Source organism: Aurantiacibacter sp. D1-12 (assembly GCF_028858515.1).
Classification (GTDB): Bacteria; Pseudomonadota; Alphaproteobacteria; order Sphingomonadales; family Sphingomonadaceae; genus Alteraurantiacibacter.
The window spans coordinates 180,719-193,164 of sequence record NZ_JAPJZJ010000004.1; the positions used below are offsets into that span (position 1 = coordinate 180,719).

Below are 12,446 nucleotides of genomic sequence, written 5' to 3' on the forward strand. Positions count from 1 at the left end.
ATGTTCGCTTATGTCGTCCTGATCCTGATCCTGATTTATGGCGCGCTCATTGCGCTCGTCTTCCTCAACCAGAACCGGCTGATCTATGCGCCCCCTGTGGTGCGAGACGACATTCCGGCCGGGTTTACGCGTGTGACCTATGACACGCCTGACCGGATCGATCTGACGAGCGGTTATCTGGCTGCTCGTGAAGGTATGCCGACGCTGTTGTTCTTTCACGGCAATACGTCCAACTGGCAAAGCTCTGCCATGGTGACCGACCAATTGGCCGCACAAGGCTATGGTATTCTCGCAGCCGAGTATCGTGGTTACTCAGGCAACCCGGGCACTCCGTCAGAAGAGGGTCTCTATCAGGATGCTCGCGGGGCATGGCAGTTCCTGCGCGAAGGCAAGGGGTTGGCCGAGAACGACATAGTGCTCGTCGGCAATTCCATCGGTTCGGGTGTAGCGGTGCAATTGGCAACCGAGGTGCGCGCGAGGGCGCTCGTGCTGATTTCCCCGTTCGACAGCTTGGAAGAGACCGCCTCGCGCAAATTGCGTTGGCTGCCTGTGCGGATGTTGTTGCAGGACCGCTATCGCAACGATGAGAAGTTGCCCGAGATCGGCGAACCGATCCTGATACTGCACGGCGAAGCAGATTCGCTGATCGCGCTCGAACAGGCGCAGTCGCTGGCATCTGTGCGCGATGATACGGTGATCGAGACCTTCCCCGGGTGGGGCCATGATCTGGTAGTAAACGATGCTGTGCAGGCGCGCATCGCCGAATTCATCGCCTCAGAAGCAGATCAGATGTAGCGCCAGATTCCGGCGGGTAGATCGCCAAGCAGGATGTGCGCATAGGTGGCGGCGAGCCAGCCGACAGTGCCAGCGATCCATAGGGTCGCGCCAACGTTGGGCAGAGCGCCCCAGCGCGGCCAGAAGCTGGTCTTGCTTTCCCACTCTCGCCAGGCATCGCCCATCTGCACCTGCTTCTTGCGGTCCTGAAGATGCGCACCAACAAGTGCCAGAACCAGGATCGCGAGCGCGACCACATTGGTCCGCCAGCTCCACCACATCACCATGTGCGAGACGGCCCATAGTGCGATGCCCCACATCATCGGATGCCGCGTAACACGGAAAGCGCCTTGCGGCTCCTTGCGCGCAGCTTCTGCAGCACCTGGCATGGGCATGGCGGGATTGCCGACATAGGAACCGAACAGCAGCACCATGGCAGGCAAGGTCAACAAGGTGGCAATGACCCAGCCGACATCACCGCTGCCGCCAAGCATGCCGCCTTCGACGTCACGGAACGCCAGTACCATCCAGCCCAATGTTGCGAAGGCGACGATCGAGTAGACTATACTGAAGCCAAGTTCCCCGACCATGCGCACCAGCGGGGTGCGCAGCGGATGCGATAGGGCGAAATGCGTGCCGACAAAGGCAATGCTTGCGGCAATCAGCGATGTGAGCGCGGGGTCCATCACCTAACGCCGATAGGCAGCCGGAAGCTGGCTTTCATCGAGCGTCCGGTACCGTTCGCGAAGGCGAGTCTGATGGTTGTCGAGTGGCTGCTCGACCCCATCGATCCACACGCGGATTGGCGCAGAGCTAAGCTCCAGCGGATCGCCATCCCACAGCACCAGATCGCCGTGCGCTCCGCTGCGCAGAATGCCTTCATTGGCATGGCCAGCAATGCGCGCTGGGATGGAGCTGATCGCGGCAAAAGCTTCACCCCAAGTAAGACCGGTCGCGCCCGTTACGCGGCTGAGACCGACAAGATTGCCCGCAGCCTGCGGCAAGTTGCGTGGATGCTCGCCGCTGCTGTCATACTGCATGATCGCCACGGTTACGCCTGCATCGACCATGCGTCCGATGTTGCTTTGCGTTGCCGCGAGCTCTTCAAAGCTGGCTGGCAAGTCCCGCAGCGCCGCAGCAATCACCGGAGTGCCTGACGCAGCGATCTGCTCGGCCACCATCCAGCCTTCGGTAGCGCCGACCAGCACCATGTCCAAACCCGGGAACTCATCGGGAAGACGCAATGCAGTGAGGATATCGCTCGCGCGGTTCACTTCGACATAGAGCTGCGTTTGCCCGCTCAATACCGGGGCCAATGCCATGGCATCGAAGCGCGTAAGCATCGCATCTTCGTCGCGCGCTCCCGTGTCGGCGAGCCGCTGGGCTTCGAACAAAGCATTGCGCAGCATCACGTGCGTCGCCGTGCGGCTACCGCCCGCAATCCCTGCGCCGCGTTCGCCCAACTCCACATACTGGAACGCGCGCGCTTCACGCACCGCGTCATAGTCAGCGCCAAGATCAATGATCGCGCCTTGCCCGGCAAAGATGCCCGAGCTTGCCCCCGGCGCCACCGAAGCGCGTGTGACGCCGCCTGCGCGGCTGTAGCTGAAATCCTGCGCTGCCGGGTTGATGACGGGTGCGACATCAAGCGCCGCCGAAAACTCGGAATCCCCTGCGCTCACATCATTGCTGGCGGAAACCGCGCCGACATCGACTAGTCCGATGTCGGTGAGCGAGGCGAAGATGCCCGGTGTTACCCATGCGCCTGAGCCGTCAATGACAGGAACACCTGCTGGCACGGCCACCCCTTGGCCGGCGGCTACAACGCGTCCGTTCTGCACGACGACTGTCGCATTTTCGATAGGTTCGCCGCCATCGCCCGTAGCGACAGTCGCGCCGGCAATGGCGATATCCTGCGCGGCGAGCGGAGCTGCAGTCAGCGCAATGGCCGACGCAGCAAGTGTCAGGAGGCGCTTCATTTCACGTCTCCTTCGCCCGGCTGGCCGAGCTCGAAATCGCTTACCGGACGCAGCATCGGATTGTTCATGTCATACATAAGGGCGCCGTCGATCCAGACCATTTGCGGCCGCGAATAGACGCTCAGCGGATCGCCGTTCCATAGCACCACATCGGCCATCTTGCCCGCTTCCAGGCTGCCGGTCTGGTCGGCGATCCCCATGGCGCGAGCTGCGTTCAAAGTGATCCAGCCGATCACATCCGCATCGGAAATGGCAATCCCCATCCGCATGCCGTCTGCCTGGGCCTTCGCGGCCTCCTGATTGAGGCGCTGGATGCCGTTCTCATCATCCGAGTGGATAACCACGCAAGCACCGGCATTGTGGATCAGTGCTGCATTTTCGGGGATCGCATCGTAGGCTTCCATCTTGAAGCCATACCAGTCCGCCCACACTGCCGCGCAGACGTCGTGCTCGGCCAGCAGATCGGCGATCTTGTACGCCTCAACGGCGTGGTGGAAGGCCGAGACCTGGTAACCGAACTCATCAGCCATATCGAGGACGAGCGCCATTTCATCGGCGCGGTAGCAGTGGTTCTGTATGCCGATGTCACCCTCGAGCACGCCTGCGAGCGTTTCCATGGCGAGATCGCGCGCGGGATTGTCACGCTCCATCCAGGCTTGCGCTTCCATCCATGTTTCACGGTTGACCGCGAAATTGCCCATACGGGTTGAAGGCATCCGCCCTCGGCCGCCGTAAACGCGCTTGGGGTTTTCGCCGCAGGCCATTTTCATTGAATAGGGCGCGCCGGGGAATTTCATGCCCTGCACTGTGCGGCTGGGTACGTTCTTGAGCGTGACCGAGCGCCCGCCCATCAGGTTTGCCGAACCTGGAAGGATTTGCAGCGAGGTTATCCCGCCATTGGCCAGCGCGCGGCTGAAACCCGGATCCTGCGGCCATACTGAATGCTCGGCCCAGACTTCAGGGGTGGTCGGGCTGGTTGCTTCGTTACCATCGCTGTGCGCGGGGACAGAGGGTGTGGGGTAGTCGCCCAGGTGAGAGTGAATATCGATGATGCCCGGCGTGACGAACAGCCCGGTGCCGTCGATCTGCGTGTAGCCTGTAGGCACGGCGAGGCTCGCATCGCCAACGGCAACCACTGCGCCATCGGCAAACAGCACTACTCCGTTATCGATTTGGCTACCCGCGCCATCATAAACGGTCGCGCCGACAATGGCTGTCGGTACGCCGGGATAGCGCTCATAGGTTGAGGCATAGGGTTCGCTCGCCTCGGTCTCTGCATCAGAGCTGGCGACAGCCGGGCCAGAAGCCCCGGTTGCCGCCGAACAGCTGACCAGCGCCAGTGAGGCAAGGCTTGCAAGTGCAGCGGCTGGGCCGCCCTTTGGAAAGTGACGGCCCATCGCTATTTACCCCTTGCTTGTTTCGGGATGTACTCCCGCTTCCTGGGCTTCCAGTCCGGCCTCTGCCATTCCGGCCAGATCTCCATCGTCCTTCAGCGTGTCGAGGTGCATTAGTTTCTTGACCAGCGGGCTGATCACCATAACCGCAACACCAATTCCAACGGCATACCAGCCCACTGTGCTGTACACGTCGAGTACCAGTTGCTTGCCAGCTTCTTCGCCGACGCCCTCAGCACCTGTAGCCTCTGCAATTTTGCCCGCAGCAAAATTGCCTGTGGCCGAAGCAAAGAACCAGGTGCCCATAATCAGCGATGCCAGATGGGCCGGTGCAAGACGGTTCATCGCAGACAGGCCAACCGGGCTGAGGCAAAGCTCACCAGTGGTGTGCAGCAAGTAGATCAGGAAGATGAAGATGACCGGCGTCGGCACGTTAACGCCAACGCTTTCTGCACCCCATACCAGAACAAGGAAGCCGAGGCCGACCTGCACCACGGCAAGTCCAAACTTCATCGGCGTGCTCGGCTCTGCACCACGAGCGCCAAGGAACTGCCAGAGCATTGCAAAGACCGGAGCAAGCAACACGATGTAGATCGCGTTGATCGACTGGAACATTGCCGCGTTCACGCCCTGGGTATCAACATGGCGATCGGTGAACAGGTTAAGCGACGAACCCGCCTGCTCGAACAGTGCCCAGAAGACGACCGAGACCAGGATGAGGAACATGGCCGCAAAGATGCGGTCGCGTTCGTGGAAGGTCTTCACCATCGATTGCTGGATCAGTACGCCGATCAAAACGACAAGCGATGCTCCTGCAACATAGTCAGAATAGGCGATCGATTGCGAGGCACCGATCAGACCAAGGATTAGGCCAAGCGCACTGACCAGGTAAACCATGAATGGCCCGCGCGGCGCTTTCTCCCAGGAGCCGTAGGCCATCTGAAAGGTGAGGATTGCCAGCACGTACGCCACCAGAGCACCACCGAATGCACCCAGAACCACGCCCACCAGTTCCTGATACTGGATGGCGACCCAACACAGAGCCACCATAGCAAGGCCGGCACCGTAGATGCCCCATTCCTTCGCGCCAGCAATACGTGCCGGATCCTTCGGCTCCCCCTTGCCCTTGAGCAAAGGCTTGCCGATCACGAAGAAAAACAGGCCCAGCAGCATGCCGAAGCCGGCAAGGCCGAAGCCATATTCCCAACCAACCGTCTGGCCCAAATAGCCACAGATGATCGAGGCAGTCGCCGCACCAACGTTAATCCCCATGTAGAAGATGGTGTAGGCCGGATCGCGGCGGATATCGGTTCGAGCATAGAGCTGGCCAACGAGCACCGAAATGTTCGCCTTGAGGAAGCCTGAGCCAACAATAATCAGCGCCAGCGCAAGCCAGAACACGTTGATCATCGGGTTAGCCTGGCCAAGCGACGCATCGCCCTCGAAGGCCATGAAGAAGTGACCGAAGGTCAGCAGCACTGCGCCAAACAACACCGCCTTGCGCTGGCCAATGTATCGGTCAGCCAAGTAGCCGCCAACCACCGGCGCGATATACACAAGCGCCGTATAGGCACCATAGATCACCGATGCCTCGCCATCGCTGAACAACCAGTGCTGGGTGAGGTAGAAAATGAGGAGCGCGCGCATGCCGTAGTAGGAGAAGCGCTCCCACATTTCTGCCATGAACAGCAGGAACAGGCCTTTGGGATGGCCCATCACCTCTTCCTGCGGACGCGTAATCAGCAGAGTACCACCGATCAGGAAGCCCAAAAGCGCGACCACGGCCACGCGGAAAGTCCACATTTCAAATGCGGAATCGAATGTAAAGAAAAGGCCCTCGACCATACCCAAACCAACCCCTCTGGTAACGAATCCCGCGCTTCTTCGTGGCGCGGTCCCTCTTGGAAAGGGGGCACCCTAACGAAAGTTTTACCAATGTGAAGCGGATTTCGTTGCGGGTGAAACCGGCTGGGTGAACTGTCTTGCGGCTATGAGACACCCTTGACCTGACGCGCTGTATTATGGCAGTGATGCACCATTATGGCTGACACAAGACCCGTCTATCTTCGCCTGCGAGAGCAAATTGCCGCTGCCATTATCGATGGCCGATACGGAGAGGGAGACATGTTGCCCTCGGTCCGCGCTTTCGCGGCAGAGCAAGGGGCGAACCCGCTTACCGTGGCCAAGGCGTACCAACAGTTCCAGGCCGATGGCCTCATCCGCGTTCAGCGCGGGGTTGGCATGTTTGTGCGCGATGGCGCTTCGGCCAAGCTGCGGCAGAGCGAGCGCGAGGCGTTTTTGCGCGAAGAATGGCCATCTATCCGGGAACGGATGGAGCGACTCGATATTGATTTGGCACAGCTCAGCGAAAACGCCTGACCGTTTCAAAGCGCGGTTTGACGAATTTCTACAAGGAATTGCCGCATTTTCTGCGTAAACACAGTCATGACATTGCGTCATGGGCCACTCTCTGGCAGTTTACATTCGTAAACATCGCCGGGGACCGGCTTCTTGGCGATGCAGGTATGTGGGTCGCACCGTTATACCCTAATCGGGGAGGCAAAATGATCAGATCCGAGCTCTTGCAGGCGCTCTCTGCGGACAATCCCGACTTGCGGCCTGAAGAGGTTGAGCAGGTCGTGGATATTTTCTTTGACGAAATCACTACGCGTCTGGCCGAAGGCGGGCGTGTGGAATTGCGTGGCTTTGGCACATTTACCACGCGACAACGCGATGCCCGCATCGGACGCAATCCGCGAACGGGCGAAGCGGTGTCTGTTCCGGCTAAGCGGGTGCCTTACTTCAAACCGGGCAAGGAAATGCGCGAGCGGCTTAACCCGAGCTAAGCTTCGGCTACCTTCACTTTCCTGAAAACGCGTTCGGCCCGACAAGCCGCCCATAACACTTGCCATTGGCAATCGCTGTCCGCTGCGGCTAGGCGTGGCGCGCAGCCGTTATGGCTCTGGCGGGCGTGGCGGAATGGTAGACGCCGGGGACTTAAAATCCCCTGATCCTATAGATCGTGTGGGTTCGAGTCCCACCGCCCGCACCAGTTTTGACTAGAGGGAACCATCCGGGGGGATGGTTTGCCGTCGAGACTCCCAAGCGCAAGCGAAGGGCGTGCCCACTAATCCGGCGCAGGCTTGGCCGGAAACTCGCGAGCGACAGCGTAGCGCGCCGCGCTAATCCGTAAACAACCCAGTTACCTTTCCTTTCGGAAATTCCCGATCTGCCGCGTGGCAAATTCTCATCGCTAGCTCCGCTATTGCTTTGTTCACGAAAGCCTAGGCTGCGTAACAGTCGCATGCCGCAGAGGAAACGGGGTATGACATGGGCGAGCATTTGCGTCGCGAAGATCTGATGGAATCAGATGCGGTTCCGCACAAACGTGCACCCGAAAAGCGCCGTGCACAGCGTTATACACTGCTTATTCGCGCGGCCAAACTCGTCACCCGCGAAGGTGAATATCTGGGTGTCATCCGCGACGCGTCGGAAAGCGGAATATCGATGCGCATTTTCCACCGCTTGCCCGATTGCGACAACATGTGGCTCGAGCTGCAGAATGGCGATCGCTACGGTGTGCAGATGGTGTGGCAGGACAGCGACCGCGCAGGTTTCCGCTTCGGTTCAACCGCAGATATCAAGCGCATTATCGAGAGCCCAAGCCGTTTCACCAAGCGCCCGGTGCGCCTCAACCTTACAGCTCCTGCCGAGATAGAGGCGCTCGGGCGATGCGAATATGCGACCATTCAGGACATTTCGCAGCAAGGCGCGAAGATCGCCTGCTCCAGCAGTTTTGCCACCGATCAGCGGATTAAACTGCGTGCCCCAGGCCTGCGTGATACCTTCGCCAAGGTCCGCTGGCGGCGCGAAGGAACGTGCGGCCTCGTGTTCGAAGAGACCTTTCAGTATGGCGAGCTCGCCCGGATTGCGCGCGATCTTCAACGTCGCATCTAGGGCGGTGTGAAGCGCCCGCGTTAACCATGCCCTAACCATTTTCGTTCACTCCCGGTCAGGACCAACAACCGGGGGCTTTCATGTCGCAATCCATCACGCCTGAAGACTTCAAGAACACAGGCGAAACCCGCGTCGACGTGGCGATTATCGGGGCCGGGCCAGCGGGGCTTACGGCGGGATATCTGCTGACCAAGGCGGGAAAGAGCGTTGCGATCATCGAGAAAGATGCGACCTATGTCGGCGGCATCAGCCGTACGGTTGAGCACGACGGGTATCGTTTCGATATCGGCGGTCACCGTTTCTTTTCGAAGAGCCAGCAAGTCGTCGACCTGTGGAACGAGATCCTGCCCGACGATTTCATTCAGCGCCCGCGCATGAGCCGCATCTATTACGAGGGCAAGTTCTACAGCTACCCGCTGCGCGCGTTCGAGGCGCTTCGCAACCTCGGCCTGTGGCGCAGCGCGATGTGCATGCTCTCTTACGCGCGGTACAAGCTGTTCCCGATACGCGAGGTGAAGAGCTTTGAGGATTGGACAACCAACCAGTTCGGCCAGAAGCTCTATTCGATCTTCTTCAAGACCTATACCGAGAAGGTGTGGGGAATGCCGTGTGATGAGATGAGCGCGGACTGGGCCGCCCAGCGTATCAAGGGGCTTTCGCTCTGGAGCGCGGTAGTTGACGGGCTCAAGCGCTCGCTCGGCCTCAACAAGCTCAATGATGGCAGCGGCAAGCAGGCCAAGACCCTGCTTGAAACCTTCCGCTACCCGCGCCTTGGCCCGGGCATGATGTGGGAAGCTGCACGCGACAAGATGATTGCGACCGGCAAGGGTCAGCTGTTCATGGATAGCGAGCTCAAGCAGCTGGCATCGGACGGCGACAATGGCTGGCGTATGACTGCAGCCGGCCCCGATGGAGATGTGGTGATCAAGGCCGATCACGCGATCAGCTCTGCCCCGATGCGCCAGCTCGGCGCGCGCTTGCATCCGCTACCCGAAACCTCGCTCGAAGCGAGCAATCTCAAGTACCGCGATTTCCTCACAGTCGCGCTGATGATCAAGTCGGAAGACCTCTTCCCCGACAACTGGATCTACATTCACGATGACAAGGTGCAGGTCGGCCGTGTGCAGAACTTTCGCAGCTGGTCGCCGGAAATGGTGCCAGACGAGGATGTTGCCTGCGTCGGCCTCGAATACTTCTGCTTCGAGGGCGACGGCCTGTGGTCGATGAAGGACGAAGATCTTGTCGAGCTCGCCAAGAAGGAAATGGCTATCCTCGGCCTGGTGTCGCCTGAAAAGGTGATCGGCGGCGCGGTAGTTCGGCAGGAAAAGGCCTATCCCGTCTATGACGAGGACTATGCCGCCAACGTCGATGCCATGCGCGAGGAGCTGGAAGCCAAGCATCCAACGCTGCATCTGGTCGGCCGCAACGGCATGCATCGCTATAACAACCAGGATCACGCGATGATGACTGCCATGCTGACGGTCGAGAACATCATCGCCGGTGAACGTCTTTACGATACCTGGTGCGTCAACGAAGACGCCGAATATCACGAGGCGGGTGACGAAGGCGCGGAGAAAGCGCTGCCGTCCCGCGAAGTCACTGCTGACCAGGCTGCCGCGCTGAACTCGGTGCGCGATGTCCCGTTGCGCGTGAAAGACGACAAAGAGGCCGCCTGACCATGGTCGCAGTGCTCCAACGCCTGACCGACTGGCGCTTTGTCCGCTACCTGCTGGCGAGCGTTGGTGCGCTTGCGGTAGATGTCGGCACTTTCCTCGCGCTGCTGTCTATGGGTATGTGGGCGGCGGGCGCATCGGCGTTCGGATATTCGCTTGGCATTGTTGCCCATTGGCTGATGAGCAGTCGTGCGGTGTTTACCGGCAACGTTGCAGAGCGCGGCGCAGCCCGGACCAGACAGAAAGCACTGTTCGTTATTTCCGCCCTGATCGGCCTTGCTCTGACGACAGCGATTGTCTGGGCGGGCGATACGAGCGGTATTGATCCTCGCATCGCCAAACTTGTCGCCATATTTGTGAGCTTTTTCGCCACTTGGCTACTGCGCAGCCGCGTGGTTTTCCGCTAAGCAGCGCGCGTTATGGCGCGAAAAGGGACAGATAGAAGCGAGCTGTTGAGCTCGGCGTGGGCGGTGCTGGCTGTCTGGCTGCTTTATTGCGCTGTTCGCCTTGCCATTCAGCCGTGGATCGGTTGGCAACCCGTTGGTCCTGACGACTGGACGCGGCTGCTTGAAGTGCGCGATTTGCTGAGCGGCCAGAGCTGGTGGGACATCACTCAATACCGGATGAACCCGCCTGACGGTTTCTCCATGCAATGGTCGCGCCTTGTCGACATGCCACTGGCATTGGCGATCACAGTGTTTGGCGAGCGCTGGGGCATGGCACTGGTGCCACTTTTCTGGCTGTTGCCCGCGCTGTTCGCACTGCGCGCAATTATGCTGCGGCTGGGATTTAATGGCGGAGCACTGCTGGCAGGCCTTGTGCTGCTGCCGCTCTTCCCTTTGCTGCCCGGCAATTTTGCTCCGATGCGAATTGACCATCACGCGCCGCAAGCCGTGCTCGCCTTGGCGACCGCCGCACTCATGCTTTCTACGCGCCGCCGGGGAGCGGTGGGGGCAGGGCTGATGGCCTCTGCCTGGCTTGTCATCTCGCTCGAGGCATTGCCGCTCGTCGCCGTGATTGCGGGCCTGTACGGGCTGCGGTACCTTGCCGATGAGCGGCCGCTGCTGCCGTGGTTCCTCCTTTCGCTGACGCTGTTCTCGCTGTTTCTCTCGCTTGCCACGCGACCCAATATCGAATTGCTCGGCCCTTACTGCGATGTCCTTCGCCCCGGGCATGTTGCTGCCTTTGGTGTGGCGACACTGATCGCAGGCATTATGCCCTTCCTGCCGTTCCAGCATGTCTCCAGCGGACGACTGGCAGGGCTTGCGCTGATCCCTATCGCAACGATTCCGCTCGCCCTCGTGCTGCTGGGTGAATGCGCGACCAATCCGATGGCACAGCTCGATCCGGTACTCGCGACGTGGTGGCACGGGTATATCACAGAGGGGCTTCCGTTCTGGAAACAGCCGGTCTCCGTCGCGGCCATGCTGATCTGGACGCTGGTACCGCTGGTGCTGGGATACTGGCTGGCCGGTAAGGGCGGCGCCTTTGCCGATGGCGCAGGCGTTGCCTGGCTTATGCTATTCCTGCTGGCGCTCGCGGCCTGGGGCTATTCGCTGTTCCTGATGCGCGCTGCGGTGATCGGCCAGTTGCTGACAATTCCGTTCGCCGCTGTCCTATTGGCGCTTCTGCTGCCGCAAGCGCGGGCGATCCCTTCCATGGTGCCGCGTTTGCTGGCGACGCTGGGCTGCATATTCCTCGCCACACCAATGTTTATGAGCGCGATTACCAAGCCGCTTGATCCCATGTTCCCGACGCAGACAATGGCGCGCGGTGCGGCGGCTCCGGTTGTTGCGGGCTCCTGCGACTATGCCAGCCTCGCTGCATTGGAGCCGGGGCTGATGTTGGTCACGATGGATGCGGGGCCAGCTATCCTTGGCCAGACGCAGCACAGTATTGTCGCGGCGAGCTATCACCGCAATCAGCAGCCCATGGTGGATGTGGTTTCGGCCTTTACCGGGCCACCCGGGGAAGCACAGGCGGTGCTGCGTGGGTACGATGCCGACTATGTCATCGCCTGTCTTTCGGCCAGTGACCTGGCGCTCTACCGCACGGCAGACGAAGCCAACTTCGCCAATGCGCTTGCGAACGGCGAAGTCCCGCAATGGCTCACCCCGGTGGTTGGCTTCGATAGCGGAGTGCTGCGCGTCTACCGCGTCAACTAAGCGGGGCGGAATTCCAGCGCGACCCCGTTGATGCAGTGGCGGTGCCCGGTCGGGCGCGGGCCATCGTTGAAGCGATGTCCCAGATGCCCTCCGCAATCGGCGCAATGTTCTTCGGTGCGTGCATAGCCGAGGTGGTAGTCGGTCGAATACCCCACTGCTCCGCTGTCGATCGGCTGCCAGAAACTGGGCCAGCCGGTGCCGCTGTCAAACTTGTGCGCGCTGGAAAACAGGCGATTGCCACAACCCTGACAATGGAAAGTGCCGCGGCGTGATTCATTGTCCAGCGGGGAACTGAACGGGCGTTCGGTCGCGGCTTCGCGCAGCACGCGAAACTCCATCCGGGTCAGGCGGCGGCGCCATTCGGCCTCGCTATAGGACACACGAAAGTTCTGTTGGGCGCGGGCTTCATTGCCGCCACAGGCGGTTAAAACGGGAATCGAAGCACCAGCCCCCAACCATGCGAGGGCGGAGCGGCGGGTCACTTTGCTGTTCGTCATGGGACTG

General features: G+C 60.3%; 12 protein-coding genes and 1 tRNA gene. 8 read left to right on the forward strand and 5 right to left on the reverse strand.

What is annotated here, in order from left to right; all coding sequences use genetic code 11:
- Positions 1-795 carry an alpha/beta hydrolase gene (locus OOZ52_RS10825; RefSeq protein ID WP_274698532.1) on the forward strand — a complete coding sequence of 265 codons (795 nt, stop codon included), beginning with the start codon at positions 1-3 and terminating at the stop codon, positions 793-795.
- On the opposite strand, the gene OOZ52_RS10830 is transcribed toward OOZ52_RS10825, so the two are convergent.
- Genes OOZ52_RS10830 through OOZ52_RS10845 form a run of 4 tightly spaced genes read right to left on the reverse strand, consistent with a single transcriptional unit; the run spans position 786 to position 5,992 of the window.
- Positions 786-1,460 (reverse strand): NnrU family protein, encoded by a 675-nt coding sequence (locus tag OOZ52_RS10830; protein WP_274698533.1) that lies wholly within the window; start codon positions 1,458-1,460, stop codon positions 786-788. The genes OOZ52_RS10825 and OOZ52_RS10830 overlap by 10 nt on opposite strands.
- Before the next feature lie 3 nt (positions 1,461-1,463).
- Positions 1,464-2,753: an amidohydrolase family protein gene (locus tag OOZ52_RS10835; RefSeq protein WP_274698534.1), complete on the reverse strand. Its 1,290-nt coding sequence runs from the start codon at positions 2,751-2,753 to the stop codon at positions 1,464-1,466.
- Positions 2,750-4,150, reverse strand: coding sequence for an amidohydrolase (locus OOZ52_RS10840; protein WP_274698535.1), 1,401 nt, complete (start codon positions 4,148-4,150; stop codon positions 2,750-2,752). Before OOZ52_RS10840 ends, OOZ52_RS10835 begins: the two co-directional genes overlap by 4 nt.
- A gap of 6 nt (positions 4,151-4,156) precedes the next feature.
- Positions 4,157-5,992, reverse strand: coding sequence for a peptide MFS transporter (locus OOZ52_RS10845; protein ID WP_274698536.1), 1,836 nt, complete (start codon positions 5,990-5,992; stop codon positions 4,157-4,159).
- Between the two features lie 195 nt (positions 5,993-6,187).
- On the opposite strand from OOZ52_RS10845, the gene OOZ52_RS10850 reads away from it, so the two are divergent.
- The 7 genes from OOZ52_RS10850 to OOZ52_RS10880 all read left to right on the forward strand — a co-directional run bounded on the left by OOZ52_RS10850 (position 6,188) and on the right by OOZ52_RS10880 (position 11,942).
- Positions 6,188-6,526, forward strand: a complete 339-nt coding sequence (locus OOZ52_RS10850; protein WP_274698537.1) for a GntR family transcriptional regulator — start codon at positions 6,188-6,190, stop codon at positions 6,524-6,526.
- A 185-nt stretch (positions 6,527-6,711) separates the two neighbouring features.
- Entirely contained in the window at positions 6,712-6,993 is a 282-nt protein-coding gene (locus OOZ52_RS10855; RefSeq protein ID WP_274698538.1) for an integration host factor subunit beta, read from the forward strand.
- A 119-nt stretch (positions 6,994-7,112) separates the two neighbouring features.
- Positions 7,113-7,199, forward strand: a tRNA-Leu gene (locus OOZ52_RS10860).
- Between the two features lie 278 nt (positions 7,200-7,477).
- Positions 7,478-8,104 (forward strand): PilZ domain-containing protein, encoded by a 627-nt coding sequence (locus OOZ52_RS10865; RefSeq protein ID WP_274698539.1) that lies wholly within the window; start codon positions 7,478-7,480, stop codon positions 8,102-8,104.
- Positions 8,105-8,184: 80 nt separating this feature from the next.
- On the forward strand, positions 8,185-9,780 hold the full coding sequence (locus OOZ52_RS10870; protein WP_274698540.1) for an NAD(P)/FAD-dependent oxidoreductase: 1,596 nt from the start codon (positions 8,185-8,187) through the stop codon (positions 9,778-9,780).
- 2 nt (positions 9,781-9,782) lie between these two features.
- Positions 9,783-10,184, forward strand: a complete 402-nt coding sequence (locus OOZ52_RS10875) for a GtrA family protein (RefSeq protein WP_274698541.1) — start codon at positions 9,783-9,785, stop codon at positions 10,182-10,184.
- Positions 10,185-10,229: 45 nt separating this feature from the next.
- Positions 10,230-11,942, forward strand: a complete 1,713-nt coding sequence (locus OOZ52_RS10880; protein WP_274698542.1) for a hypothetical protein — start codon at positions 10,230-10,232, stop codon at positions 11,940-11,942.
- Here the strand turns inward: OOZ52_RS10880 and msrB are convergent.
- Positions 11,939-12,439 (reverse strand): peptide-methionine (R)-S-oxide reductase MsrB, encoded by a 501-nt coding sequence (gene msrB / locus OOZ52_RS10885; protein WP_274698543.1) that lies wholly within the window; start codon positions 12,437-12,439, stop codon positions 11,939-11,941. The genes OOZ52_RS10880 and msrB overlap by 4 nt on opposite strands.
- Between the last annotated feature and the right edge of the window lie 7 nt (positions 12,440-12,446).